Here is a 25,523-nt window from a genome sequence, read left to right on the forward strand (position 1 = left end):
CGCCGACTACCGTCCCGATCATGAACGGCCGTCTGACTCCCGAACTCGTTCGCACCGCACCCAAAGTGGTCCTCCACGACCACCTGGACGGCGGCCTCCGTCCCCGGACGGTCCTCGAACTCGCGGACGCGTGCGGGTGGTCGTTGCCCGCGGACACCGAAGCGGATCTCGCCCGCTGGTTCCGCGAATCCGCCGACAGCGGGTCGCTCGAGCGCTATCTCGAGACGTTCGAGCACACCGTCGCCGTGATGCAGACGGCAGAAGGGCTCGAACGCGTCGCACGCGAATGCGTCCTCGACCTCGCCGACGACGGCGTGGTGTACGCCGAGGTGCGGTTCGCGCCCGAGCAGCACCTCGAGAAGGGACTGTCGCTGGACGAGGTCGTCGAACACGTCCTCGAAGGTTTCCGCGCCGGGGAATCGGAGGTGGCGGCGGGAGGGCGACGTATCCGGGTGCGCTGCCTGCTCACCGCGATGCGGCACGCTGCACGCTCGTTGGAGATCGCCGAACTCGCCGTGCGCTTCCGGGACCGCGGCGTGGCGGGATTCGACATCGCCGGCGCCGAAGCGGGCAACCCGCCCAGCCGTCATCTCGACGCCTTCGAGTACACCCGCGCGGCCAACGCGCACTTCACGATCCACGCCGGGGAGGCGTTCGGTCTCCCGTCCATCCACGAGGCGGTCGCCTTCTGCGGCACCGACAGGCTCGGCCACGGTGTGCGCATCGTCGACGACATCGAAGTGCACGACGACGGAACCGCCACTCTGGGCCGGCTCGCGAACTACATCCGCGACAAGCGCATCCCGCTCGAACTGTGCCCGTCGTCGAACGTGCAGACCGGCGCGGTGCGCACCCTCGCCGAGCATCCCTTCGACCTGCTGGCCCGCCTGCGCTTCCGTGTCACCGTCAACACCGACAACCGGTTGATGAGCGACACCACGATGACGCAGGAGATGGTGCGGCTCGTCGAGACCTTCGACTACGGCTGGGTCGACCTCGAGCGGTTCACGATCAACGCGATGAAGTCGGCCTTCCTCCCGTTCGACCAGCGGCTGGAACTGATCGACGACGTCATCAAGCCTGGATACGCCGTCCTCGTCGGGTAGAGACCGCGACCCGCAGATACCTCTATGGGTGCGCGGAGCGGGAAATGGTCATCGGAGCGCGCTACAACGCGCTCTTGTGACCACTTCGCGCGCCGGAGTGGAGCCGACCCGACGCGGGTCGCGTCAATGCTTGCGCAGTCGCGCCTCGAACTCGCGCTCGAGTTCGCGCCAGGCGAGGGACTCGGTGTCGAACGGCGGCTTGGGTGCCGTGCGCTTCGAATCGGGTTCGATCACGTGGTTGACGAACCAGCCGAGTTCCGTGGACGCGGCGAGCGCGGCCTCCGTCGAGTCGTCGTCCGCGAAGTTCGCTGCGTCGACGAACAACTCGACCGCGAGTTCGAGCTGGTCGGGGTCGACGGCCGCGACACCTCCGGCGATGTCGTCGGCGATCCCGGTGAGCACGTAGACGTTGTCGTCGGTGACCGTCACGTCGAGCGATCCGTCGACGGCGGCGAGCTGGATCTCCGTGTACGGCTCGAGCGTCGCGAGGTCGTGGTCGTGGTTGTCGGCGAGGTGGCGGGCCAGCGCGCGCTCGGAGGGGAAGACGTCGATCGTGCCGTCGTGGCCGAGGAAGACGGCGTCGTCGTTCACGTAGCACCGCAGCGAGTACCAGGTGCCGTCGGTCGTGATGATCCGGATGGGATCGATGCCGACCCGGGCCCAGAACTCGTAGCCGTCGTCCTCTTCGTCCTCGTCGTCGCCGTCGATGAACTCGTACTCGTCGTCGGCGTCGACGTCCTCGACCGTGTCGTCGGCCTCGACCTCGTTCTCGTCGACCGCGACGAGCTCGGATTCGATCTCGGCGACCACTGCGGCGTCGACGTCGGGAGTGGAGATCACGGCGTCGAGCGCGTCGATCACGCCGTCCCAGTCCTGCGCGACCGCGGTGCCGACGCGATTCCACAAATCGAGGCCCTCACGCGTGCGGAAGGCCGAGACACCGTGCTGCAGCAGGAGGTCGATCTCCTCGCGTTCGAAGAACTTCGACACGACCTCGAGATCGCAGACGTCGCCGAGGATGCTCACGATGTCGAAGGTGTCCTGCAGCTCGGACACCGAGACGGGATCCGGGTCGTCGGCCACGAGCTCGGGTACGCCGACGAGATCGTAGGTGTGCGGCTCGTCGGGTTCGAACTCCGAGGCCGCGAGCTTGGACACGATCGGCCACGCCTCGTGCTCGACGAGGTCGTTGTCGGCACCCGAACGCACGAACGCGACGAGCTCGGGGACCGACGGGAAGGCGTACAGATCGTCGCCGTGGCCGAGGAATGCCTCCCACTCGTCGTCGCCTTCGCGCCAGCGCGGCGCCCAGAGCGTCACGAGGTTGCCGTCGGTGAGACCGAGCTCGATCGGGACGATGTCTCCAGCCATGGCGCGAAGCCTAGCCATGTCGGCGCCGAGAATATAGCCGGGGGCGGCTCGCTATCGGTTTCATCGCGTCACCGGACGGTCGCCGACGGTGACCGGACCGTCGTCGCTCGCGGCGAGGGCCGCGCGGAGCTCGTCCATCGCGGAGACGCGCGCGGCAGCGGCCTGCCGTGCGGCCTCGTGCACGGTCGCGAGGATCACCGCGGCAAGTTCGCGGGGGTCGGTGCCGCCGATCGGCTCGGCCAGCTCGAGTCCTTCGAGCGCTCCCGAACCGTCCACACGCGCGGTCACGCGTCCGTCGGGACTGCTCGCGGTGCCCCGGACCACGCCGAGCCTCTCCACCGTGCGTTCGAGCGCATCGAGCCGGATCTGGGCCCGGTCGACGATCGCCTCCACCATCCGTTCGCTCATCGAACGAGACCTCCACGACGATCCGTCGGTCCGTCCGCCAGGTCGGCGCGGGACGGCAGCCGCATCCGGTCGAGGATCTCGCGGGGGACACCTTCGGCGGCGAGGCGTTCGCCGCGGACCACGGCGGCCTCGAGGGCGGCCTGCCGGTTCAGGGCGAGGATCTGATCGGCCAGTTGCCGTGCTCCGTAACGCAACTCGCGGGGGTCGATGCGAAGGTCCACCGGCAGTCCACCGTCTGTCGTCCGCACCGAGATCGTCCCGGCCCGGTTGTGGGCGGTGGCCGTGATCGGTTCCGTCGTCGTGCTGTCCATATCGGGTTGGACGCGGCGCGAGCCCGGCCGGTTCCCCTCCGGTGCGGAATTCTCCGGAATCAACCGGCGGTCGGTCGGTAGACGCCGTGGAAGGCCATTGCGCCGTTGGTGGTGCGCATCGGCGACACGGAGACGGGATCGCCTGCCTCGACCATGAGGCCGTTGCCCACCACCATCGCCACGTGCCCGTCCCACACCACGAGGTCTCCGGGCAGGGCGGCCGCAGGATCCACCCGCGTGCCGACGTCCTGTTCCTGGGCCAACCGCGGCAGTTCGACGCCGGCCTGCGCGTAGGCGTACTGCGTCAGCCCGCTGCAGTCGAGGCCGGAGCCGGGACTCGTGCCGCCCCACACGTACGGGGTGCCCTGCTGGGCGAGGGCGTGACGCACCGCTGCCGCCGCGGTCTCGTTCGGCGCCCGGCTGACGCTGCCGTCCGGAAGTCGCACCTCCACGCCCGCGGAGAATCCTCCACCGAAGGTGTGCAGCGTGCGTGGGTCGTCACCGGCCGGGTCGGGGCCGCGGTGGTCGCCGGAGCCGATCGGGGGAGCCGAGGGCTCGGGTGGAAGGAGCGCGGACGCCCGATCGGTCAGCTCCGCGAGGGTTCCGGTCACCCGTGTCAGCACGTCCAGCCCGGCGACGAGGTGGTCGATCGCCACTGCGAGGAGTGCGAGCTGCCCCTGCGGAAGCGACGTCGCGGGTGCGGCCTGCTCGGCGAAGGTGACGAACGAATCGACGAGACGAGCGATCTCGGCCGCACCGGTGACCACCGTGACGGTCGCCTCGAGCGCGATGCTGGCCAGCGCCACCCCACGATCGGCCGCCGTGAGCACGTCGGCGAGCACCTGCTCGGCACTCGCGATCGCCTGCGAGGCGGCCGGGCCACCCCAGGCCCAGGCGAGCTCGGCGACGGCGTCGCGCCCGGCCGCGTGCACCTCCTCGGCCCATTGCGCACCGATGCGCACCATCTCACCCGGATCCACGCCGGGTGGCAGCGCGGTGCCGAACGCGTCGAGCAGGCCGGCCAGTGGCGCGACGAGCAGATCCCCTGCGATCACAGTTCCTCCGAGGCGGAGCCGAGTCGTGTGACCGAGGTGGAGCCGAGTCGTCTGGCGGTGTCGTCGGTGGTCCGCTCGTAGACGGTCGCAGAGGCCTTGGCGGCGTCTCCCATCCCGCCGAGCAGGTCGCCGAGCCGGGCGAGATCGCGCACGTGCGCGGTGTGGGTCGCGGTGAGCGCGGCGAGCAGGGGTGCTCCGATCGGACCCAGTGTGGCGCTCAGCGCCGAGGGCGCGCCGTGCCGGGTCCGTTCGGCGGCCTCGTGCAGGCGGGCGGCAAGTTCGGCGGCGTCGTCGCCGAACCTCCCGACGGCGCTCGTGTCGATCCGTATCGCGTCCCTGCCGGAGTACTCGGTCACCTCGTCGCCTCTCGCGTCGTTCGTGTGGGATTCGGCACCTTCGGAGTGTTCCGTCCCTGTCGGGTTCGACGCACCCGACTGTCGATCGGTTCCGTCGTTCTATCCTTCGGACATGGATTCGCTCGTCGTCGACCACCCGCTCGCTGCTTCGCTCCTGACCATCCTTCGTGACGAACGCAGCGACAACGCTGCCTTCCGGCACGCGTTGAGGCGGCTCACCCAGATGCTCGTCTACGAGGCGGTGCGCGATGCGCCCACCGAGACGTTCGACGTGAAGACGCCGGTCGCGGTGACGACGGGAGTGCGCTTGCAGCAGCCTCCGCTGCTCGTCCCGGTTCTTCGCGCCGGCCTCGGCATGGTCGAACAGGCCCACGCCCTGATTCCTCAGGCGCAGGTCGGTTTCGTCGGTCTCGCTCGTGACGAGAAGACATTCGAGCCGGTGCCCTATCTGGAGTCGCTGCCGGAGGACCTGTCGGGTCTTCCTGTCTTCGTGCTCGACCCGATGCTCGCGACCGGTGGGTCGATGGTGCATACCCTCGACATCCTCGCCCAGCGAGGTGCCACGGATATCACCGCGATCTGTGTGGTCGCGGCGCCGCAGGGCGTCGAGGCCCTTGCTGCCTCGGGTCATCCGGTCCGGTTGGTCACAGCGTCGGTCGACGAAGGTCTCAACGAGAACAAGTACATCGTGCCGGGTCTCGGGGATGCGGGGGACAGGCAGTTCGGACCGCGATAAATCGCGCGTCGTGTGTTACTCGTGTGACTGGCGGTACGGATGTGACACCCGACCGCAGTCATCTCGTTATCGAAAAACAACCCGCAGGTCTCGATCTCTTCTTACGCTCGGTGTGCTCCGTGTGAAGTCCACTGCGTAGGTACAGCCAGAGATGGGGTCGGCGGAATGGCAAAAATCTTCTCCCGCAAACTGATTCGTGGAAGCGTCAGAGCGGCTTCGGTGGGCGCGGTCGCCGTACTCGCCGCAGTGACGAGTCACGGCACGGCTGCGGCCGCTGTCGACAACTCGCGGATCCTCCCGTTGGACGGAGGGCACGCGATCGAAGTGATCCAGGCCGACACCTCGACACAGTCGGTGCCGCCGCTCGACAGCTCACCGCTGAGTGTCGAGTTCTTCCACGATGAGGTTGCGACCGTTCGGATCACCGGTCCGAACGCGGCGAACTTCGCCGGGACGGCGGTGGAGGTCGGTTTCCAGGTCGGCTACCCGGTCGCGCTGCCGGGTGCGACGGTCACCGTCATCACCCCGAGCCTGTCGTGGGGTGTGGACAACAATGTGGGGGTCGGCGTCTCGATCAGTCCCGACGGGACCACGCTCGATCTCGGCTTCGACTCGGGTGGTTCGCTCAGCGGCGACATCATCCCGTCCCAGGAGATCGAGATCCCGCTCGAGCCGGGCGGCATCACGTCCGTCCCGATCGTCGAGGACTTCGAGTTCGACGGCAGCTCGACGACCATCCGGATCGCCGGCGTGCACGGCTCGGTCTCGGGAGCCATCGGACCGGTGATGATCCGGCCGTACCTGAAGGCCGTCACCGCCGACCGGAACACCGTCGTCACCTACGGTGTGCCGCAGCAGGTCTGATCGGACAGAGGCCTGACCCGGTCGAGTCCGACCGGGTCAGGGGTTCTCGTCACCGAGTGAGGCCGCCCATCCGCGCAGGGCGTCGAGTGTCGCCTCCGCGGTCGGGCGGTCTCGCTCCGTGACCACCTCCAGATAGACCTTGAGCTTCGGCTCGGTGCCCGACGGTCTCACCACCACGCGCACCGTCGTTCCGTCCGGGGCGTCCGCGCGACTCTCGAAGACGAGAGCATCGGTGCTCATCGGTCCCGGGCTCTCGGCGAGATCGGTCGCGGTCACATCCAGACCCGCGAGGGCCGTCGGCGGCTCCGCACGCAGCCGCGTCATCACGGCGCCGATGCGCTGCAGGTCGTCGACGCGGATCGACACCTGATCGCCGATGTGGACACCGAGTTCGCGATGCAGGTCGTCGAGTGCGTCGAGCAGGGTCCGGCCGGACTGCTTCAGATCGGCCGCGTAGTCGGCGACGACCACGGCGGTCGCGATGCCGTCCTTGTCGCGCACAGCGTCCGGATCCACACAGTGTCCGATCGCCTCCTCGTACGCGTAGACGAGGCCGTCGCCGGCGCGGGCGAGCCATTTGAAACCCGTGAGTGTCTGCGCATATCGCGCACCACGTGCGGCCGCGAGCCGTCCCAGCATGGTCGACGAGACGATGGTGGTCGCGACCAGCGAGCCGAGCGGCGACGACGCGAGGATCCGGTCGCCGAGCAGGACCCCGGTCTCGTCGCCGCGCAACATCGTCCACCCCTGCGGGCCCGGGACACCCACCGCGCAACGGTCGGCATCGGGATCGAGCGCCAGCGCGATGTCGGCATCGACCTCGGCCGCCAGCGCGAGCAGGGCATCGGTCGCGCCCGGTTCCTCGGGATTGGGGAAGGCGACGGTGGGAAACGCCGGGTCGGGTGCGAACTGGGACGCCACGACGTGGATGTCGTGGAATCCCGCGGCACGCAGGGCCGCAACCGCCGTCTCGCCGCCGACGCCGTGCAGTACCGTCAGGGCGATGCGCACGCTGCGGTGCGGGGAACGGGGGAGCGACGCGACCCGGGCGAGATAACGATCGACGAGGTCGTCACCCGACGGCGCGACCGGTACCCGGGGCACGTCCGCGGCATCACCGACGGCGTCGATCGCCGTTTCGATCTCCCGATCGGCGGGTGCCGCCAGCTGAGCCCCGTCCGCGAGGTAGACCTTGTACCCGTTGTCGGCGGCGGGATTGTGCGACGCCGTGATCTGCACGCCCGCAACGGCGTCCAGCGCCCGTACCGCGAAGGCGGTCACCGGCGTGGGGAGCGGTTCTGCGAGGGCGACGACGTCGAAACCGGCCGCGGCGAGGACTTCCGCGGCGGCAGTGTGGAATTCCGCCGAGCCCGTGCGGGCGTCGCGGCCGACGACGACGGTGCCACCGCCCTGCCCGTTCGCCTCGAGCCACGCCGCGAGCCCGGCGGTGGTGCGGACGACGACGGGCACGTTCATGCAGTCCGGCCCGTCGCCGACCGGGCCGCGCAGACCCGCGGTGCCGAATCGCAGCGTCACAGCCGGGCCGCCAGATCGCGCAGGAGATCGCCCATCCGGGTCGCGGCCGCGCGACCCGCGGCGAGCACCTCGGTGTGGTCGAGGGGAGCACCGGTGATGCCGGCCGCGGCGTTGGTCACCAGCGAGACCGCGAGCACCCGCGCTCCGGCCGCGCGCGCCGCGATGGTCTCGTGGACCGTGGACATGCCGACGAGATCGGCGCCGAGGGTGCGCAGCATCCGGATCTCTGCCGGGGTCTCGTAGTGCGGCCCGGGCAGACCGGCGTAGACCCCTTCGCGCAGCGACGGATCGATCTCGCGGGCGAGTGCACGAAGATCCGGCGAGTAGGCGTCGACGAGGTCGACGAACTGGGCACCCACCAGCGGCGAGCGACCGGTGAGATTGAGGTGGTCCGAGAGGAGAACCGGCTGCCCCACGGAGAACTCGGGATCGATGCCGCCCGCCGCATTGGTGAGGACGACGGTGCGGGCACCCGCCGCGACCGCCGTGCGCACGGGGTGGACGACGCGGGCGAGGTCGTGCCCCTCGTAGGCGTGGACGCGGCCGGCGAGGACGAGGACGGCGTTGTCGCCGGCCCGCACCGAGTGGATGTTCCCGGCGTGCCCTGCCGCCGTCGGTGGTGCGAAGCCGGGCAGCTCGCTCATCGGGATCGTGGCGACGGGGATGCCGAAACTCTCGACCGCGGCCCGCCAGCCGGACCCGAGGACGACGGCGACGGAGTGTTCGGCGACCCCCGTCCGTTCGGCGAGAGCGGCGGCTGCGGCGTCGGCGGCCGCGGCGGGGTCGAAGACGTGATCGGGTTCTCCCATGGCATCGGACCCTAATCGCTCCCGACATGTTACTCGCGGGTAAGTAGGCGCGGTATGCTGACGCGCATGCCTTACCTCGAACGTGACGGCGACGTCTTCGTCCTGCATCTCGGTGACCGTGACGCGGAGGTCTCCGAGAACCGTTTCCACCCGGACCGTCTGGTCGCGATCCACTCCCTCCTCGACGAGGTGGAGGCACACGACGGACCCGCTGCCCTCGTGACCGCAGCGACCGGCAAGTTCTGGAGCAACGGACTCGACATCGACTGGGTCGGCGCGAACCTGCCGGATCTGCCCGGCTATCTGGACTCCGTCCACGACCTCTACGTGCGGCTGCTCACCTTCCCCGCGGCGACGGTCGCCGCCGTGCAGGGGCACGCCTTCGGTGCCGGCGCGATGCTCGCGCTCGTGCACGACTTCCGGGTGATGCGCGCCGATCGCGGCTACTGGTGCCTGCCCGAGGTGCAGTTGAACATGCCGTTCACCGTCGGGATGTCCGCGCTGATCCGTTCCCGCCTGCCGATCCAGACGGCGGTCGAGGCCATCACCACCGGTCGTCGCTACGGCGGTGAGGACGCCGTGGCCGCGGGCATCGCCGAGCAGGCCGTCACCGGGGACGACGTGCTCGCCGCCGCGGTCGAGCGGGCCGCGGCGCTCACCGCCACCCGCGGACCGAATCTGTCGGGCATCAAGCGCGGTCTGCACGCACCGTTGATCTCCGCGCTGGAGATCCGGACCGACGCGTCGAACTTCCGGCTGGGCTGATCGCCCCGCCGCGACGTCGACGAACCGGTCGCACGCGCCGATCGATCGGGACGCGGTGAGCATGACAGACTGGACCCCGTGACGACCGACTACGCCACGGCGATCGAGGCTGCTTCCGACACCCTCGTCGGCCTGTCGCATTCCATCCACGCCGAACCGGAACTCGCATTCGAGGAACACCGGAGCGCCGCGAAGATCGTCGAGGTGCTGCGCGCCCACGATTTCGAGGTCACCACCGGCATCGCCGACCTGCCCACCGCCTTCGACGCGCGGTTCGGCAGCGGCGAACTCGTCCTCGCGTTCTGCGCCGAGTACGACGCGCTGCCCGGCATCGGGCACGCGTGCGGCCACAACATCATCGGGGCGTCGGCCGTGGGTGCCGGGATCGGCCTCGCCGCGCTCGCCGACGAACTCGGCGTGACCGTCCGCGTCATCGGAACCCCCGCGGAGGAGACCGGCGGCGGTAAGGTCCTCATGCTCGAACGCGGCGTCTTCGACGGCGTCGGTGCGGCGATGATGGTGCACCCCGGCCCGTTCGACATCACCGGGGCGACCTCGCTCGCCCTCGCCGACATCGCCGTCGAGTACGACGGCCGCGAGGCGCACGCCTCGGCGGCCCCCGAGTACGGGCTCAACGCCGCCGACGCGGCGACCGTCGCCCAGGTCGCGGTCGGACTGCTGCGGCAGCACCTGCATCCCGGGCAACAGATCCACGGCATCGTCGCGCAGGGCGGGACGGCACCGAACATCGTGCCCAGCCACACCGAACTGCTGTACTACCTGCGGGCCGGGACGAGCGAACTCCTCGACGACCTCGTCGAACGCGCACGCAACTGCTTCGCCGCCGGGGCGCTGGCCACCGGATGCAACCACCGGATCCGGACGGTCTCGCCGACCTATACCGAACTCACTCCCGACCCGTGGCTGGTGCAGGCATATCGTGAGGAGATCATCGATCTCGGGCGCCGACCGCTGCCCGTCGAGGAGGAAGGAGCGCGCCCCCTGGGCAGTACCGACATGGGAAACGTGACGAACGTGGTGCCGGGAATCCATCCGGTCATCGGACTCGACTCCGGTGGCGCGGTGACACATCAGGCCGCATTCGCGGCCGCGTGCGTCACCGAGTCCGCCGATCGGGCAGTACTCGACGGAGCGCGCGCGCTCGCAGCGACCGCCGTACGCGCGGCGACCGATCCCGTCCACCGGGCACGCCTCCTCGAACAGGCCGGCCGCCGATGAACCCCTACGTCGAGAAGTGGCTGGACCGCCACACCGAGGACCTCTCGCTCTGGCGCCGTCACATCCATGCGAATCCCGAGCTCGCCCGGCAGGAGTACGCCACCACCGAGTTCGTCGCGAAGCACCTGCGCGCGGCCGGACTGGAGCCGAAGGTCCTGCCTCGCGGCACCGGCCTGATCTGCGATCTCGGTCCGACCGGCGGACCGCGCATCGCCCTGCGCGCCGACATGGACGCCCTGCCGATGCAGGAGGCCACCGGCCTGCCGTTCGAATCCACCGTCCCCGGTGTCTCGCATGCGTGTGGGCACGACGCCCACACCACCGTCGTGCTCGGTGCAGGTCTGGCGCTGGCCTCGATGCCCGAACTGCCGATCGGTGTCCGGTTGGTCTTCCAGCCCGCGGAGGAGGTCATGCCGGGCGGGGCGCTCGACGTCGTCGCGGCGGGCGGACTCGACGGGGTCGCGCGGATCTTCGCCTTGCACTGCGACCCGCGTCTCGAGGCGGGCAAGGTCGGTATGCGGGTCGGGGCGATCACCTCGGCGGCCGACACCGTCGAACTCGTCCTCGACTCACCCGGTGGGCACACCTCCCGGCCGCACCTGACCGGCGATCTCGTCTACGGTCTCGGTGCCGTCATCACGGGTCTTCCCGGCATGCTCAGCCGTCGCATCGATCCGCGCACCGGCACCGTGATGGTGTGGGGTGCGGTCAGCGCCGGCAAGGCACCGAACGCGATCCCGCGCACCGGCATGCTCGCGGGCACGGTCCGCACCGGCGACCACGACACCTGGGAGCTGCTCGAACCGATGGTCCGCGAGATCGTGCACGGTCTGCTCGCGCCCACCGGTGTCAGCTACGAACTGAACTACCGCCGCGGCGTGCCGCCGGTGGTCAACGACGAGGTGTCGGCGCGCATGTTCGAGGACGCGATCCGCGCGACCGGCCCCGACGCCCTCGCGGACACCCCGCAATCCGGTGGGGGAGAAGACTTCTCGTGGTACCTCGAACACGTCCCCGGCGCCATGGGGCGGCTCGGGGTGTGGCCGGGGGTCGGGCCCGAACTCGACATCCACCAGCCCACCTTCGATCTCGACGAGCGGGCGCTCGCCGTGGGCGTACGGGTGATGACGAATCTGGCGCTCGGCGCTCGATGAGAGCGCTTCACGCTCGGCGCTCGATGAGAGCGCCCGACTAGAAACTGTCGGGTCGTCCCGGTCCGACGTTGCGGCTGTTGCGGGTCCGCAGATCCCGCACGTAGTCGGCGGGTGCTCCGGCGATCTCGGCCGCGTCGGCCATCACACCCAGATAGCGTGCCGACGGCAGGCCGCCCTCGTATCCGTCGACGACGTACAGCCACGCCAGGACCGGACCGTCGGCCGTGTCGACACGCACGCGGATCTTGCGGTGGAAACCGAGTTCGGCTCCCTCCCAGCGGTCGAGGCTGCGCTCGTCGTCCTCCGGCACGTCGTAGAGCACCACGAACACCTTCGCGTCCGGATCCTCGACGACCGTCGCGAGGGCACCCTCCCAGCCGATGTCGGCGCCGGCGAAGGTCAGTCGCCAACCGTGCAACCACCCGGTTCCCGCCATCGGCGAATGCGGGCAGCGCGTCAGCATCTGCTCCGGATGCATGTTGGACCCGTAGGCGGCGTAGATCGGCACGAGGATAAGGCTAACCCGTCGTCCACCGGAGTCGTCGGAGGGGCGGCACAGGGACGGACGAGGAGTGTCGGAGGGCTGTTGCGTGCCGGGTCCACCGGTCCCTGTGCGCGAGGTGGGGGCATTGGCATAGCGTTGAGACCGACGTGTGTGCCCACCAGGCGCTCACGTGCAGCCCGACCCGGCACCCTTCGGAATCGATACAGAGGAGAACAATGACCCGGATCGTCATCATCGGCGGCGGCCCCGCAGGATACGAGGCGGCGCTGGTGGCATCCCAGTACGGCGCGACGGTGTCACTGATCGATTCGGACGGGATCGGTGGCGCCTGCGTGCTCTTCGACTGCGTCCCCTCCAAGACCTTCATCGCCTCGACCGGCGTGCGCACCGACATGCGCCGCGCCGCCGACCTGGGCATCGAGCTCGAACGCGCCGAGGTGTCGCTGCCGCAGGTCCACAGCCGTGTGAAGAGCCTGGCCCGCGCACAGTCCGCCGACATCCGCACCAAGCTCGAGGCCGCCGGGGTGAAGCTGTACTCCGGTTACGGCGAACTCGTCGACACGCAGCCCGGTATGGCCGCCCACCAGGTGCGCGCCAAGCTGCTGACCGGTGAGGAGAAGGTGCTCGACGCCGACGTCGTGCTGATCGCGACCGGCGCGAGTCCGCGCATCCTGCCGGGCGCGGAGCCGGACGGTGAGCGGATCCTCACCTGGCGTCAGCTCTACGACCTCGAGAAGCTGCCCGAGCACCTCGTCGTCGTGGGTTCGGGTGTCACCGGCGCCGAGTTCGTCTCCGCCTACACCGAGGTCGGCGTGCAGGTCACCGTCGTGTCGAGCCGCGACCGGATCCTGCCGCACGAGGACGAGGACGCGGCTCTCGTGCTCGAGGACGTCCTCACCGAGCGCGGTGTGACCCTCGTCAAGCATGCCCGCGCCGACCGGGTCGAACGCACGAAGGACGGCGTCCGCGTGCTCCTCGCCGACGGCCGCATCGTCGAGGGCAGCCACGTGCTGATGACCGTCGGCTCAGTGCCCAACACCCGGGATCTCGGTCTCGACAAGGTCGGGCTCGAACTCGACCGGGGCGGTTACCTTCCCGTCGACCGCGTCTCCCGCACTGCCGTCCCCGGCATCTACGCCGCGGGCGACTGCACCGGACTGCTGCCGCTCGCGTCGGTCGCGGCCATGCAGGGCCGCATCGCGATCTATCACGCGCTCGGCGAAGGCGTGAGCCCTATCAAGCTGAAAACCGTTGCGGCCGCAGTGTTCACGCGTCCTGAGATCGCTGCCGTCGGTGTCAGTCAGGCGACGATCGACAAGGGTGAGGTGCCCGCCCGCACCGTCATGCTCCCGCTCAACACCAACCCGCGCGCCAAGATGTCCGGCCTACGGCGCGGTTTCGTGAAGATCTTCTGCCGCCCCGCGACCGGTGTGGTCATCGGCGGTGTGGTCGTCGCCCCGACCGCCTCCGAGCTCATCCTTCCCATCGCGTTGGCGGTGCAGAACAACCTGTCGGTCAACGACCTCGCGCAGACCTTCTCGGTCTACCCGTCGCTGAGCGGATCGGTCACCGAGGCCGCCCGCCAGCTGATGCGCCACGACGATCTGGACTAGGCGCCGGACGGGGCGGGATCGGCAGCGATCCCGCCCTGCTCAGGCCCAGTCGTAGGTGCGTTCGACCGCCTTGTTCCATTCGCCGAACAGGCGCTCGCGTTCGTCGACCGGCATCGCCGGTTCCCACGTGCGGTCCGCGGTCCAGTTGCGGCGGATGTCCTCCTCGTCCTCCCAGAAGCCGACGGCGAGACCGGCGGCGTAGGCGGCACCGAGCGCGGTGGTCTCGGAGACGGTGGGCCGCACGACCGGCACACCGAGGATGTCGGACTGGAACTGCATGAGCAGATCGTTGGCGACCATGCCGCCGTCGACCTTGAGGGTGCGCAGGTCGACCCCGGAGTCGGCGTTCATCGCCTCGATGACCTCCCGCGTCTGGTAGGCCGTCGCCTCGAGCGCCGCCCGCGCGAGGTGGCCCTTCTCGACGAAGCGCGTCAGGCCGGCGATGACGCCGCGGGCGTCGGGTCGCCAGCGAGGCGCGAACAATCCCGAGAAGGCCGGCACGAAATAGGCCCCGCCGTTGTCGGGGACGCTCGCGGCGAGCGCTTCGATCTCGTCGGCGGACCGGATCAGCCCGAGATTGTCGCGCAGCCACTGCACGAGCGAACCGGTCACCGCCACCGAACCTTCGAGGGCGTAGACCGCGGGGGCGTCACCGATGCGATAACAGACGGTGGTGATCAGGCCGTGCTCGCTGTGCACCGGGGTCGTGCCGGTGTTGAGCAGCAGGAAGTTGCCGGTGCCGTAGGTGTTCTTCGCCTCGCCGGGGGACAGGCAGCCCTGGCCGAAGGTCGCGGCCTGCTGGTCGCCGAGGATGCCGGCGATCGGGACCCCGGCGAGCGGTCCACGTTCGCGGGCGTGCCCGTACACCTCCGACGAACTGCGGATCTCCGGCAGCATCGACTCCGGGATGCCGAATTCGGCGCAGATCGCCGGATCCCACTGCTGCGTCCCGAGATTCATCAGCAGCGTCCGGGAGGCGTTGGTCACATCGGTGATGTGCAGGCCGGGCGGCTGGCCCTCCTCGCCGACACCACCGGTGAGATTCCACAGGATCCAGCTGTCGATGGTGCCGAACGCGAGGTCGCCGGCCTCGGCGCGCTCTCGGGCACCGTCGACGTTGTCGAGGATCCACCGCACCTTCGGTCCGGCGAAATAGGTCGACAGCGGTAGTCCGGTGATCTCGCGGTAGCGGTCGGGCCCGGCGTCGCCGGCGAGCTCCTCGACGAGCCTGTCGGTGCGGGTGTCCTGCCAGACGATCGCGTTGTACACCGGTTTTCCGGTGGTGCGGTCCCACACCACCGTGGTCTCGCGCTGGTTCGTCAGGCCGATCGCCGCGATGTCGTTGCGTCGCAGATCCGCCTTGGCGAGTGCCGCGGCGCCCACCTCACGGGTGTTGAGCCACAGCTCTTCCGGGTCGTGTTCGACCCATCCCGACCGCGGGAAGAACTGGCGGTGTTCCTTCTGCGCGAGCGAGACGATGCGCCCGTCGTGGTCGAAGATGATGCACCGGCTGGACGTGGTGCCCTGGTCGATCGCCGCGATGAACTGGTTCACAGGTGGTCCTCGGGTGAAGGGGACGGCTCGGTTCGGCAACGCTTCCGCTGCGCGCTGCGGGTCCGAAGCTACTAGCCTTGATCGGGATACGTCGGCGACTCACGGGAGCGGGTGCGGTGACCAACCAATCGGGTGTGCAACTCCTCGGACCGCAACAGCGCGCCGACGCCTGGCGTCGTCTCGCCACCGAACAGTTCGACGTCGTCGTCATCGGTGGTGGTGTCGTCGGGGCGGGAGCAGCGCTCGACGCCGCGACCCGGGGCCTGCGGGTCGCGCTCGTCGAGGCCCGCGACTTCGCGTCCGGCACGTCGAGCCGGTCGTCGAAGATGTTCCACGGTGGGCTGCGCTATCTCGAACAGCTCGAATTCGGTCTGGTGCGGGAAGCCTTGCGCGAGCGCGAACTCGCGTTGACGACCCTGGCTCCGCACCTGGTCAGGCCGCTGAAGTTCCTCTTCCCGCTCACCCATCGGGTGTGGGAGCGGCCCTACGTCGCGGCGGGGATCTTCCTCTACGACCGTCTCGGCGGCGCGAAGTCCGTTCCGGCGCAGAAGCACCTGACCCGGTCGGGTGCCCTGCGGATGGTTCCCGGTCTCAAGCGCAATTCGCTCGTCGGCGGAATCCGCTACTACGACACGGTCGTCGACGACGCCCGGCACACCATGACCGTCGCGCGGACGGCCGCGCACTACGGTGCGGTCGTGCGTACGTCCACGCAGGTCGTCGGTTTCCTGCGCGAGGCCGACCGCGTGTCGGGTGTACGGGTGCGCGACAGCGAGGACGGTTCGGTCACCGAGGTGCGAGCGCACGCGGTGATCAACGCGACCGGCGTGTGGACCGACGAGATCCAGTCGTTGTCGCGGCAGCGCGGCCGATTCCGGGTCCGCGCGTCGAAGGGCGTGCACATCGTCGTGCCCCGCGACCGGATCGTCAGCGACTCGGCGATCATCCTGCGCACCGAGAAGTCGGTGCTGTTCGTCATCCCGTGGGGCAACCACTGGATCATCGGCACCACCGACACCGACTGGAATCTCGACCTGGCGCACCCGGCGGCGACGAAGGCCGACATCGACTACATCCTCGACCACGTCAACCGCGTGCTCGTCGTCCCGCTCACCCACGACGACATCGACGGTGTCTACGCCGGTCTGCGACCGTTGCTGGCGGGGGAGAGCGACGAGACGTCGAAGCTCTCGCGCGAGCACGCCGTCGCGCGGGTGGCGCCGGGGCTCGTGGCGATCGCCGGGGGCAAGTACACGACCTACCGCGTCATGGCCGAGGACGCCGTCGATCTCGCGGCCGAGGACATCCCGGCCCGGATCGCGTCGTCGATCACCGAGAAGGTGCCCCTCGTCGGGGCCGACGGGTACTTCGCGCTGGTCAACCAGACCATGCACCTCGCCGAGCAGTACGGCCTGCATCCCTACCGCGTCAAGCATCTGCTCGACCGCTACGGCTCCCTTGTCGAGGACGTGCTGAGCCTCGCGAAGGGCCGGCCCGAACTGCTCGAACCGCTGACCGATGCCCCGCAGTACCTGCAGGTCGAGGTGGTCTACGGTGCGGCCGCCGAGGGCGCTCTGCATCTCGAGGACCTGCTGGCGCGCCGGACCCGCATCTCGATCGAATACCCACACCGCGGTCTGCACTGCGCGGAGCAGACGGCCCGGCTGGTCGCTCCGGTCCTCGGCTGGGACGACGCGATGATCGACCGGGAGGTCGCGACCTACCGGGCGCGGGTCGAGGCCGAGATCGAGTCGCAGAACCGACCCGACGACGAATCCGCGGACGCACTGAGGGCAGCGGCGCCCGAGGCCCGGCCGGAGATCCTCGAGCCGGTGCCCATCACCTAGCCGCGGGCGGCGCCTGACGGGGCTCGGTGCGTGGGCACCGCTTCCACGGTCAGTGCGTGAGCACGACCTTCACGACGACCACGATCGTCGCGATCAGAGCCACTCCCACCGCGGCTATCACGGTCCGGTGATTCGGTCTGCGGTTCTGCAACCGGCGCACGACGAACACGGTCGAGCCGATACGGATCAGCACGGCGACCTCGGCGAGGATGTGGGCCGTACGGGGTTCGAGCCAGCCGATCCAGGCCGTGGCGAGCACGAGACAGGGCAACACCGCCGACGACAGGATGGGAACGGAGTCGCGGAGTTCCTCGATGCGTTCGCTACGCGAGAGTTGTTCACCCGAACGAACGGATTGGGCGACGGACTCCGCAAAGACATGGGCGATGAACGTCGAGAGCGCAGTGCCGACCACGATCGCGATCCCGATGTACTCGGGGGACGTCGTGATGGGGACGAGCGCGGCCAGCACCAGGATGTTGCCGTAGACGTACGCGCTGATACGGGAGGCCGCCGAACTCGGCGGCAGGGGACGGCGCCGTCGAGACAACAGGTACGAGGGCGTGGACACCTCGATAGCGTGACACAGAACACCCTCGGCGAGGCGCCGACCGGCAGGACGCGTCAGGATGAATCGGTGGTGGGGCGGTGGCGAGCCGTCACCTTCGGGCTGTAGTGCATCGGTGAATCGCGGCGGTCGAGGGGCGGCAGATTGCGCGCCGGTGTCTCGAGCAGGCCGGTATCGGCCGGGATCCGCCCGAACGCGCGGTCCCAGCCGGCCCGCGCCCGCGGGTGGTAGCGGTACCGCCACGGCACGAGTTTCGTGCCGAGTCCGATCGCGCGACCGACGAGAGCGTGCAGTGCCGCCTCCGGTCGGCTCCACCGGTAGCCGAGCAGCTCGCGTACCGGTGGGTCGTACAGCCCGACGGTGAGCCACAGGAAACCGGCCGTCACCGGTGGGCGGATCAGTTTCCAGACCCCTTCGGGGAACCACCGCAGGAAGGGCGGGCGGTCGAGATTCGACAGGTCGAGCACGTCGCGAGTGGCCTTGTTGTCCTCGAGCACGGTGCGGCACATGTGGTCCCAGTACTCGAGGAAGTCCTCCCAGGATGCGGGGACCGAGTGCATCGGCATGCCGTACAGCCGGTACCACTGCACGTGCTCGTCGAACAGGCGGTGCTTCTGTTCGAGGGTGAGCGGGCCGTCGAACCACTCGATGGAGACGACGAGGCTGTAGAAGAAGGTCGCGTGCGCCCAGTAGAAGGTGTCGGGATCGAGCGCGTGGTACCTGCGGCCCTTCTTGTCGAGGCCTTTGATGGTGTTGTGGTAGCCGCGCACCTTCGCTGCGGTCTCCGGGGCGCGGGGTCCGTCGAAGACGACGCCGTAGATCGGGTACAGCGATCGGTAGAGCCGTTCCCAGCGTTCGTCGAAGAACTGCGAGTGTTCCTCGACCCCGGCGCCGAGGCCGGGATGCATGTTCTGCATCGATCCGGCCCACGGCCCGAAGAGCATGCCGCGCCACCCGCCGAAATACCGCCAGGTCAGCGAATCGGGACCCAGGGGTTCCGGTGGTTCCGGCCGTGCAGGGCGCGGTGCCGCGAAGTGCGACGACTCGGCGGTGTCCGGCCCGACGGAACCCTGACTACGCATGTTGTCAGAGTAGGATTCGGCGGGCATGCAGTCAACGACGGGAAGCGACAGGGTGGACACCACGCGCCGCAGCTGGGCGGGCGTCGGCATCGACGAACGCCGTCGGCTGCGCAGGGAACGCCTCCTCACGGTGGGCGTCGACCTGCTCGGAGCCCCCGACGGCGCGGCGGCGAACGTCCGGGCCGTGTGCCGGGCCGCCGAACTCACCGAACGGTACTTCTACGAGAGCTTCACCGACCGCGACACCTTCGTCCGCGAGGTCTACGCCCACGTCGCCGACCGCGCCCGCGACGCGCTGACCAAGGCGGTCCTGTCCGCGCCCACCCTCGGCCGGGCCGAGGCCGCGGTGCGGGCGTTCGTCGAGCTCATGGTCGACGATCCTGCGAAGGGACGCGTGCTCCTCCTCGCTCCGTTGCGCGAACCCGCAATCAGTCGGCGCGGTATCGAACTCGCGCCGGCCTTCGTCGCGCTGGTCCGCGACCAACTGCCGCCGCGCGGCGACGAGGGGGAGCGCCACATGGTGGCCGTGGGTGTCGTCGGCGCCCTCACCAGCCTGTTCATGGGGTATCTCGAAGGCGACCTCGCGGTCTCGCGAGAGACCCTCGTCCGGCACTGCGTCGCGCTCGTCGAGGACGCCGGCAGGGCGGCGTGCCTGCAGGGCGATCAGGCCGGGGGTCCTTCCGGGCGCGGCTGACATCGCGGGCACCGGTAGACCACCCGTTCGGGATCGGTCGCGGTGCCGATCTCGCCGAACCGGATCCGAGTCCGGCAGCGTCTGCACGGCTTCCCGCGACGCCCGTACACCCACAGATTGCGGCCCGGACGGCGGTCGCCGGTGGTGATACGGGTCGTCCTGTCACGGTTCGCGACCAGCAACCGATGCGCGAGGTCGACCCACGCCGCGGGATCCCCGGCCTGCGCGACCGGCGTCCACGGATCGACGCCCCTCAGGAAGCACAGTTCGGAGCGGTACACGTTCCCGACGCCGGCCATGATGCGCTGATCGAGCAGGGCCACCCCGATCGGGCGGTCCGGGTCGCGCACGAGATTCGCCGCCGCACGCTCGGGATCCCAATCGGGACCGAGCAGATCCGGCCCGAGATGCCCCACGGCGTCGTCCTCCCGATCGCGGGCGAGCACCTCGACGATGCCGAGTTCGAAACCCACCGCCTGCACGTCCTCGGTGCCGAGCACGATACGCGCCTTGTATCCGGGCTTGCGCCACCGTGTTCCGCGCGGGTAGACGTGCCATTCGCCTTCCATCTTCAGGTGCGAATGGATCGAGACGTCGGCCACGCGGACGAGCAGGTGCTTGCCCCGCGAGACCACTTCGTCGACCGTGCACCCGGTGAAATCGGCGGTGGCGAAACGCGGCACGCGGAAGTCCGTCTCGGTGAGCATCTTTCCTTCCAGTGCCGTTCGGAGGCGGTGCGCGGCGCGGAACACGGTGTCTCCCTCGGGCACGTCAGAACCTCAACCGGTAGCCGCGCGGCGTCGCCGAGAATCCCGCTTCGGCAAGATATCCGGCGAACTCGTGCCCGTGGATCGTCTCACCGTCGACCTTCTCGACGACGATCTTGTCGACACCTCCCCGTTTGACGGTCGCGGCGAGCGACGCACATGCACTGCGCAACCGGCCCGGATCGTCGTCGAAGGTGAGCAGCGTGCGTCCGCCGCGTTCGACGAACAGCACGAGCGCCCCGTCGACGAGCACCACGAGTCCACCGGCCTTGCGGCCCGGCCGGTGTCGCGGCGCGTCGTCGTCGGCCGACGACTTCGGCCACGGCAGTGCCGCACCGTACGGGTTGGCGGGATCGCACGCCGCGAGGGTGATGGCCGCGGTTTCCGAGTGCCGGCCCTCGATCGAATCCGAGAACGACCGCAGACGGTCGACGACCGACGGCGTCGAGAACTGCGCTCCGCCCAGCGAATCGACGAAATAGCCGCGCCGGCACCGGCCCGTCTCCTCGAACCGGCTGAGCACCTTGTACATCGTCGCGAAACCACCGGGCACGCCCTCACCGACGACGACACCGCGGGTGACCACGCCGTACCGCTCGAGCAGCAGTTCGGCGGTGGTGTGCGCGCGGACCGTCGCGTCGGTCTCGCGTGCGGGCAGCATCGACCATCGGCCGCTGACGGTCGGTGGCCCGGTGCGGCTCGGCAGCGTGGGCCGGGCCCGGTACATCCGGGCGCGCGGTGCCCGGCGCGGGGTGCGGTGGGCGGGCTTGGCGCGGGAGGTGTCGCCGATCAGGGCACGCAGCGGGGCGAGGGTGTCGCCCGCGACGTGCCCGCTCCACACCAGCTCCCACAGGGCGTCGGCGACCGTCGTGTCGCTCGCCGTGGTGTGGAGGGCGGTGACGGCGTCGACGAGTTGCCGGAAGAAGTACGCGCCGCCGCCCGAGAGCGAGTCGAGGATCGCCCGGTGCACCGGTCCGAGCTCGATGTCGTCGACCGGGGCCAGGCTCACCGGAGCCAGATCGGCCGGATGCAGCGCCACCCAGCCGTCCTTCCCGGAGATGGATCCGGTGCCCGACCACAGGACCTCGCCGGTCGTGGTGAGTTCGTCGAGCATCGTCGGGGTGTAGTCGCGCACGCGGGGAGCGAGGATCAGCGGTTCGAGGGCGCTCGCGGGCACCGGTACCCCGGCGAGTTGTTCGACGACGGTGAGAACACCGTCGATGCCGTAGAGCGCGCTCGTGCCCGGGCCGGTGCCGAGGTGGTGCCAGTCGGGCAGGAATCGTCCGAGGGTCGTGGTGCTGACGGGTTCGACGTCCTGCCGGGCGGCGGCGAGCGACCGGCGCCGCAGCCTTCGGAGTACCTCCGTGTCGCACCATTCCGATCCGCTCGCACCCGGACGGAATTCGCCTGCCGTGACGCGCTTCTCGGACGCGAGCCGGCCGAGAACGGATTCGACGACCGCCGTGCCCAGTCCGAACCGGGCGGCGGCCTGCGCGGTGGTGAACGGGCCGTGGGTACGGGCGTGCCGTGCGATCAGATCGCCGAGCGGGTCGGGGACCGGTTCGACGAACACCGTCGGAACGCCGATCGGCAGGGGCACGCCCAGCGCGTCGCGCAGACGTGAGGCGTCCTCGATCGCCGCCCACCGGTGTTCCCCCGCGTACGAGACACGCAGTGCGCGTCGTTGCGCTTCGAGATCCTCGATCCAGGACGTCGGGTCGTCGGTGGTGCGCTCGCGCAGCTCGGCGTCGGTGAGCGGACCGAGCAGACGCAGCAGATCGGCGACGCCCTCGGCGTCGCGTGCGCGTCGCTGTGGGGTCAGGCGTTGCAGTTCGTGCTCGGCCTCGGTGATGACGTCGGCGTCGAGCAGTTCGCGCAGCTCGACCCGGCCGAGGAGTTCGGCGAGCAGCGTCGAGTCGAGCGACAGTGCCGCCGCCCGACGTTCGGCGAGCGGGCTGTCGCCCTCGTACAGGAACTCGCCCACATAGGAGAACAGCAGCGACGTCGCGAACGGTGAGGCCGTGGGGGTCTCGACCTCCACCAGCCGGATCCTGCGCTGGGCGATGCTGCCGAGCAGGTCGCGCAGAGCAGGCAGGTCGTAGACGTCCTGCAGGCACTCGCGCACCGTCTCGAGCAGGATGGGGAAGTCGGGATAGCGGCGAGCGACGTCGAGCAGCTGCGCCGATCGTTGACGCTGCTGCCACAACGGGGCGCGCTTGCCCGGATTGCGGCGGGGCAGGAGCAGGGCCCGCGCCGCGCACTCCCGGAAACGGGACGCGAACAACGCCGAGCCGCCGACCTGTTCGGTGACGATGTCGTCGATCTCCTCGGTGTCGAAGACGAAGATCTCCGAGCCGGGCGGGGCGTCGTCGGTGTCGGGCAACCGGACGATGATGCCGTCGTCCGAGGGCGTGGGATGGGATTCGACGCCGTAGCGTTCGAGCAGTCGCGCGCCCACCGCGAGCGCCCACGGTGCGTGCACCCGCAACCCGAACGGCGAGTGCAGCACCAGCCGCCAGTCGCCGAGTTCGTCGCGGAACCGTTCGACGACGAGCGTGCGGTCGGTGGGCAGGTGCCCGGTGGCGGTGCGCTGCTCGTCGAGCAGGCGGATGAGATTGCCGGTCGCGTAGTCGTCGAGACCGCCCTTGCGGCAGCGGGTCTCGGCGTCCTCCGGTGAGGCGTGCCCCATCTCGCGCAGGAATGCACCGAGCGCGGCACCGAGTTCGGCGGGTCGACCCTGACTGTCGCCGTGCCAGAAGGGCAACCGGCCGGGCCGGCCGTAGGCGGGGGAGACCAGCACCCGGTCGAAGGTGATCTCCTCGATCCGCCAGCTGGTGGCACCGAGCGCGAAGACGTCGCCCACCCGCGACTCGTAGACCATCTCCTCGTCGAGTTCGCCCACCCGCGTGTTCTTCTCGCCGACCATGTACACGGTGAACAGGCCGCGGTCGGGGATCGTGCCGCCGGAGGTGACCGCGAGTCGCTGGGCGCCGGGCCTGCCGGTGAGGGTGCCGGCCGTGCGGTCCCACACCACCCGGGGGCGGAGCTCGGCGAACTCGTCGGACGGATAGCGACCGGCGAGCAGGTCGAGGACGGATTCGTAGACGCCGCGGGAGAGCGTCGCGAACGATCCGCTGCGCCGCACCGTGTCGAACCAGTCGTCGACGTCGACGGGTTCGAGGGCCGTTGCCGCGACCGTCTGCTGGGCGAGCACGTCCAGCGGATTCGCCGGGACCTGCAGCGCTTCGATGTGCCCCTCGACCATCCGCTCGACGGTCACCGCGCAGTGCACGAGATCGGTGCGGTGCTTGGGGAACAGCACGCCGCGTGAGGTCTCGCCCACCTGGTGCCCGGCGCGGCCGACACGTTGCAGACCGCTGGCCACCGAGGGCGGAGCCTCGACCTGGATCACGAGATCGACCGCACCCATGTCGATGCCGAGTTCGAGACTCGACGTCGCCACCACACACCGCAACCGGCCCGACTTGAGGTCGTCCTCGATCAGGGCGCGCTGGTCCTTGCTCACCGACCCGTGGTGGGCGCGGGCGAGCACGGGTGCAGCGCCGGCGGTGGTCTCGGTGGGCGATCCGAGTTGCGAAGGCGGTGCGCCCTCGCGGTCCACCTCCTCGCCGAGACGTTCGGCATGGATCTCGTTGAGCCGGGCGGTGAGACGTTCGGACAGTCGCCGCGAATTGGCGAACACGATCGTCGACCGGTGCTCGGTGATGAGATCGACGATCTGCTCCTCGACGTGCGGCCAGATCGACCCGGCCTGCGGTGTGGGAGAGAACGATTCCTCGTCGGGCTCGGAGACCCCGAGTTCGGTCATGTCCTCGACCGGTACGCGCACCGCGAGATCCCACGTCTTCGCCGAGGGCGGCGCGACGATCCGGATGGGGGCGGAACCGGCGAGGAACCGGCCGACCTCCTCGTGCGGTCGCACGGTGGCCGACAACCCGATGCGTTGGGCCGGCGCGCGCAGGAGCTGGTCGAGACGCTCGAGCGACAGCGCGAGGTGCGCCCCGCGTTTCGTCCCCGCCACCGCGTGGACCTCGTCGACGATCACCGTCTCGACACCGACGAGGTTCTCCCGCGCGGACGAGGTGAGCATGAGGAAGAGCGACTCGGGCGTCGTGATGAGGATGTCCGGTGGCGTGCGCGCCAGGGCGCGACGATCGGCCTGGGAGGTGTCGCCGGAACGCACACCGACGGTGATGTCGGGCGGCGTCAGACCGAGCCGTTTCGCGGTCTGCGTGATGCCCACGAGCGGAGACCGCAGATTGCGCTCGACGTCGACGGCGAGGGCCTTGAGCGGCGAGACGTACAGGACGCGGGTGCGGTGCTCGCGCGCTGCGTGCTCGTCGGCCGGGGTGGACGAGAGCCGGTCGAGCGACCACAGGAATGCCGACAGGGTCTTGCCCGAGCCGGTGGGGGCGACGACGAGCGTGTGGGCTCCCGAGGAGATCGAATCCCACGCGCCGAGCTGGGCCGGGGTCGGGGACTCGAACGCCCCGGCGAACCACGCCCGGGTCGGCGCGGAGAAACGATCGAGGATGTCGGTCACCATCCCATCGTCTACCCGCCGACCGACACACTCAGTCGCCGCACGTGAACCCGCTCAGTCGTCGTACGCGAACCGGGCGATCTGCCGGCAGTGATCGTCGGCCCAGCAGTTGCGGCCGCCACGCATCAGTTCCGTCACGAGCGCCCGCGCCGGGGCCCGCCACGGCAGCGCCTCGAACTGCTCCCGCGCGGCGGGTTCGTCACTCCACACCACGGACACCACGGAGCCCTCGTCGACGAAGGAGAGGTCGGGGGAGTCCGCCGCGAGCTGCTCGCGGGTCGAGCCCGAGGCCTTCTCCAACTCGGGCCCCGACACGCGGACGTAGCCGGCGAGGCTCCGCTGCCCGTCGGAGAGGTCGAGGAACACCCCGGCGACCGCCATGTTGCCGGCGTGCACCGAGACCAGCGGCTTCCGCGGGTCGTCCGGCTCCCCGGTGGGAAGACACACGACGGACCAGTACTCGCATTCGCTCATGCGGGCGTTGGGCACGATCGACGACACGACATCGCGAAGCCAGGCCGTGACGGAGCCGAACTCGGGATACTGTTCGAGCTCGCGGTACTTGGTCTCGCGCAGCGGCAGGGCGGCCGTCGACGGGGGCACACGGGTGTTCACGCGA

23 protein-coding genes are annotated in these 25,523 nt (G+C 69.8%); 9 read left to right on the forward strand and 14 right to left on the reverse strand.

Annotated elements, in window-relative coordinates; translation table 11 throughout:
* Positions 1 to 20 precede the first annotated feature (20 nt).
* Positions 21 to 1,106 (forward strand): adenosine deaminase, encoded by a 1,086-nt coding sequence (locus ACWPOC_RS19820; RefSeq protein WP_059382320.1) that lies wholly within the window; start codon positions 21 to 23, stop codon positions 1,104 to 1,106.
* A gap of 123 nt (positions 1,107 to 1,229) precedes the next feature.
* On the opposite strand, the gene ACWPOC_RS19825 is transcribed toward ACWPOC_RS19820, so the two are convergent.
* From ACWPOC_RS19825 to ACWPOC_RS19845, 5 genes are read right to left on the reverse strand one after another with little or no spacing between them, the layout of a single operon-like run.
* The gene (locus tag ACWPOC_RS19825) at positions 1,230 to 2,477 is read right to left on the reverse strand and encodes a primosomal protein (RefSeq protein ID WP_455409211.1); all 1,248 of its coding nucleotides are present in this window, start codon (positions 2,475 to 2,477) and stop codon (positions 1,230 to 1,232) included.
* A gap of 60 nt (positions 2,478 to 2,537) precedes the next feature.
* Positions 2,538 to 2,885 (reverse strand): YbaB/EbfC family nucleoid-associated protein, encoded by a 348-nt coding sequence (locus tag ACWPOC_RS19830; protein ID WP_455409212.1) that lies wholly within the window; start codon positions 2,883 to 2,885, stop codon positions 2,538 to 2,540.
* Positions 2,882 to 3,196, reverse strand: a complete 315-nt coding sequence (locus ACWPOC_RS19835) for a hypothetical protein (RefSeq protein WP_088897663.1) — start codon at positions 3,194 to 3,196, stop codon at positions 2,882 to 2,884. Before ACWPOC_RS19835 ends, ACWPOC_RS19830 begins: the two co-directional genes overlap by 4 nt.
* 59 nt (positions 3,197 to 3,255) lie before the next feature.
* Positions 3,256 to 4,251, reverse strand: coding sequence for a C40 family peptidase (locus tag ACWPOC_RS19840; protein WP_455409213.1), 996 nt, complete (start codon positions 4,249 to 4,251; stop codon positions 3,256 to 3,258).
* Positions 4,248 to 4,607 (reverse strand): type VII secretion target, encoded by a 360-nt coding sequence (locus ACWPOC_RS19845; protein WP_455409214.1) that lies wholly within the window; start codon positions 4,605 to 4,607, stop codon positions 4,248 to 4,250. Before ACWPOC_RS19845 ends, ACWPOC_RS19840 begins: the two co-directional genes overlap by 4 nt.
* Positions 4,608 to 4,719: 112 nt before the next feature.
* On the opposite strand from ACWPOC_RS19845, the gene upp reads away from it, so the two are divergent.
* Both upp and ACWPOC_RS19855 read left to right on the forward strand, forming a co-directional pair.
* Positions 4,720 to 5,343 (forward strand): uracil phosphoribosyltransferase, encoded by a 624-nt coding sequence (gene upp / locus ACWPOC_RS19850; RefSeq protein ID WP_024101551.1) that lies wholly within the window; start codon positions 4,720 to 4,722, stop codon positions 5,341 to 5,343.
* A gap of 165 nt (positions 5,344 to 5,508) precedes the next feature.
* On the forward strand, positions 5,509 to 6,207 hold the full coding sequence (locus ACWPOC_RS19855; protein ID WP_060651282.1) for an MspA family porin: 699 nt from the start codon (positions 5,509 to 5,511) through the stop codon (positions 6,205 to 6,207).
* 36 nt (positions 6,208 to 6,243) lie between these two features.
* Here the strand turns inward: ACWPOC_RS19855 and ACWPOC_RS19860 are convergent, their stop codons facing one another.
* Positions 6,244 to 7,743, reverse strand: coding sequence for a phospho-sugar mutase (locus ACWPOC_RS19860; protein WP_455409215.1), 1,500 nt, complete (start codon positions 7,741 to 7,743; stop codon positions 6,244 to 6,246).
* On the reverse strand, positions 7,740 to 8,552 hold the full coding sequence (locus tag ACWPOC_RS19865; RefSeq protein ID WP_455409216.1) for a purine-nucleoside phosphorylase: 813 nt from the start codon (positions 8,550 to 8,552) through the stop codon (positions 7,740 to 7,742). Before ACWPOC_RS19865 ends, ACWPOC_RS19860 begins: the two co-directional genes overlap by 4 nt.
* Before the next feature lie 66 nt (positions 8,553 to 8,618).
* Between ACWPOC_RS19865 and ACWPOC_RS19870 the strand changes: the two genes are divergently transcribed.
* The 3 genes from ACWPOC_RS19870 (at position 8,619) to ACWPOC_RS19880 (ending at position 11,710) form a co-directional block, all read left to right on the forward strand.
* A complete protein-coding gene (locus ACWPOC_RS19870) occupies positions 8,619 to 9,317 on the forward strand; it encodes an enoyl-CoA hydratase/isomerase family protein (RefSeq protein ID WP_160874332.1) in 699 nt (232 codons plus the stop codon).
* 78 nt (positions 9,318 to 9,395) lie between these two features.
* Positions 9,396 to 10,556, forward strand: coding sequence for a M20 family metallopeptidase (locus ACWPOC_RS19875; RefSeq protein WP_258258597.1), 1,161 nt, complete (start codon positions 9,396 to 9,398; stop codon positions 10,554 to 10,556).
* Positions 10,553 to 11,710 carry a M20 family metallopeptidase gene (locus ACWPOC_RS19880; protein ID WP_258258595.1) on the forward strand — a complete coding sequence of 386 codons (1,158 nt, stop codon included), beginning with the start codon at positions 10,553 to 10,555 and terminating at the stop codon, positions 11,708 to 11,710. The genes ACWPOC_RS19875 and ACWPOC_RS19880 overlap by 4 nt, the downstream gene beginning before the upstream one ends.
* Before the next feature lie 37 nt (positions 11,711 to 11,747).
* Here the strand turns inward: ACWPOC_RS19880 and ACWPOC_RS19885 are convergent, their stop codons facing one another.
* Positions 11,748 to 12,218, reverse strand: a complete 471-nt coding sequence (locus tag ACWPOC_RS19885; RefSeq protein ID WP_120279898.1) for a gamma-glutamylcyclotransferase — start codon at positions 12,216 to 12,218, stop codon at positions 11,748 to 11,750.
* Between the two features lie 212 nt (positions 12,219 to 12,430).
* Between ACWPOC_RS19885 and ACWPOC_RS19890 the strand changes: the two genes are divergently transcribed.
* Positions 12,431 to 13,828: an NAD(P)H-quinone dehydrogenase gene (locus ACWPOC_RS19890; RefSeq protein ID WP_120279897.1), complete on the forward strand. Its 1,398-nt coding sequence runs from the start codon at positions 12,431 to 12,433 to the stop codon at positions 13,826 to 13,828.
* A gap of 39 nt (positions 13,829 to 13,867) precedes the next feature.
* Here the strand turns inward: ACWPOC_RS19890 and glpK are convergent, their stop codons facing one another.
* Positions 13,868 to 15,382: a glycerol kinase GlpK gene (glpK, locus tag ACWPOC_RS19895; RefSeq protein WP_455409217.1), complete on the reverse strand. Its 1,515-nt coding sequence runs from the start codon at positions 15,380 to 15,382 to the stop codon at positions 13,868 to 13,870.
* 116 nt (positions 15,383 to 15,498) lie between these two features.
* On the opposite strand from glpK, the gene glpD reads away from it, so the two are divergent.
* Complete coding sequence (glpD, locus tag ACWPOC_RS19900) at positions 15,499 to 17,229, forward strand: glycerol-3-phosphate dehydrogenase (protein WP_039584835.1); 1,731 nt, start codon at positions 15,499 to 15,501, stop codon at positions 17,227 to 17,229.
* Between the two features lie 49 nt (positions 17,230 to 17,278).
* Here the strand turns inward: glpD and ACWPOC_RS19905 are convergent, their stop codons facing one another.
* Positions 17,279 to 17,800: a hypothetical protein gene (locus tag ACWPOC_RS19905; protein WP_120279895.1), complete on the reverse strand. Its 522-nt coding sequence runs from the start codon at positions 17,798 to 17,800 to the stop codon at positions 17,279 to 17,281.
* A gap of 53 nt (positions 17,801 to 17,853) precedes the next feature.
* On the reverse strand, positions 17,854 to 18,879 hold the full coding sequence (locus ACWPOC_RS19910) for an oxygenase MpaB family protein (RefSeq protein WP_183070539.1): 1,026 nt from the start codon (positions 18,877 to 18,879) through the stop codon (positions 17,854 to 17,856).
* A 25-nt stretch (positions 18,880 to 18,904) separates the two neighbouring features.
* Between ACWPOC_RS19910 and ACWPOC_RS19915 the strand changes: the two genes are divergently transcribed.
* Positions 18,905 to 19,573 carry a TetR/AcrR family transcriptional regulator gene (locus ACWPOC_RS19915; RefSeq protein WP_455409218.1) on the forward strand — a complete coding sequence of 223 codons (669 nt, stop codon included), beginning with the start codon at positions 18,905 to 18,907 and terminating at the stop codon, positions 19,571 to 19,573.
* Here ACWPOC_RS19915 and ACWPOC_RS19920 read toward each other — a convergent pair.
* From ACWPOC_RS19920 to ACWPOC_RS19930, 3 genes are read right to left on the reverse strand one after another with little or no spacing between them, the layout of a single operon-like run.
* Positions 19,543 to 20,343 carry a DNA-formamidopyrimidine glycosylase family protein gene (locus ACWPOC_RS19920; RefSeq protein ID WP_120279893.1) on the reverse strand — a complete coding sequence of 267 codons (801 nt, stop codon included), beginning with the start codon at positions 20,341 to 20,343 and terminating at the stop codon, positions 19,543 to 19,545. The two genes, ACWPOC_RS19915 and ACWPOC_RS19920, sit on opposite strands and share 31 nt — an antisense overlap.
* Position 20,344: 1 nt before the next feature.
* A complete protein-coding gene (locus tag ACWPOC_RS19925; protein WP_120279892.1) occupies positions 20,345 to 24,907 on the reverse strand; it encodes an ATP-dependent helicase in 4,563 nt (1,520 codons plus the stop codon).
* 51 nt (positions 24,908 to 24,958) lie between these two features.
* A complete protein-coding gene (locus tag ACWPOC_RS19930) occupies positions 24,959 to 25,519 on the reverse strand; it encodes a hypothetical protein (protein WP_088897675.1) in 561 nt (186 codons plus the stop codon).
* Positions 25,520 to 25,523: the final 4 nt, after the last annotated feature.

Source organism: Rhodococcus sp. 5G237 (assembly GCF_053764735.1).

Bases quoted from the DNA above. Each gene is read 5' to 3' on its own strand.
- ACWPOC_RS19820 (WP_059382320.1), top strand. From the start codon at position 21: ATGAACGGCCGTCTGACTCCCGAACTCGTTCGCACCGCACCCAAAGTG.
- ACWPOC_RS19825 (WP_455409211.1), bottom strand. From the start codon at position 2,477: ATGGCTGGAGACATCGTCCCGATCGAGCTCGGTCTCACCGACGGCAAC.
- ACWPOC_RS19830 (WP_455409212.1), bottom strand. From the start codon at position 2,885: ATGAGCGAACGGATGGTGGAGGCGATCGTCGACCGGGCCCAGATCCGG.
- ACWPOC_RS19835 (WP_088897663.1), bottom strand. From the start codon at position 3,196: ATGGACAGCACGACGACGGAACCGATCACGGCCACCGCCCACAACCGG.
- upp (WP_024101551.1), top strand. From the start codon at position 4,720: ATGGATTCGCTCGTCGTCGACCACCCGCTCGCTGCTTCGCTCCTGACC.
- ACWPOC_RS19855 (WP_060651282.1), top strand. From the start codon at position 5,509: ATGGCAAAAATCTTCTCCCGCAAACTGATTCGTGGAAGCGTCAGAGCG.
- ACWPOC_RS19865 (WP_455409216.1), bottom strand. From the start codon at position 8,552: ATGGGAGAACCCGATCACGTCTTCGACCCCGCCGCGGCCGCCGACGCC.
- ACWPOC_RS19870 (WP_160874332.1), top strand. From the start codon at position 8,619: ATGCCTTACCTCGAACGTGACGGCGACGTCTTCGTCCTGCATCTCGGT.
- ACWPOC_RS19880 (WP_258258595.1), top strand. From the start codon at position 10,553: ATGAACCCCTACGTCGAGAAGTGGCTGGACCGCCACACCGAGGACCTC.
- ACWPOC_RS19890 (WP_120279897.1), top strand. From the start codon at position 12,431: ATGACCCGGATCGTCATCATCGGCGGCGGCCCCGCAGGATACGAGGCG.
- ACWPOC_RS19910 (WP_183070539.1), bottom strand. From the start codon at position 18,879: ATGCGTAGTCAGGGTTCCGTCGGGCCGGACACCGCCGAGTCGTCGCAC.
- ACWPOC_RS19915 (WP_455409218.1), top strand. From the start codon at position 18,905: ATGCAGTCAACGACGGGAAGCGACAGGGTGGACACCACGCGCCGCAGC.
- ACWPOC_RS19925 (WP_120279892.1), bottom strand. From the start codon at position 24,907: ATGGTGACCGACATCCTCGATCGTTTCTCCGCGCCGACCCGGGCGTGG.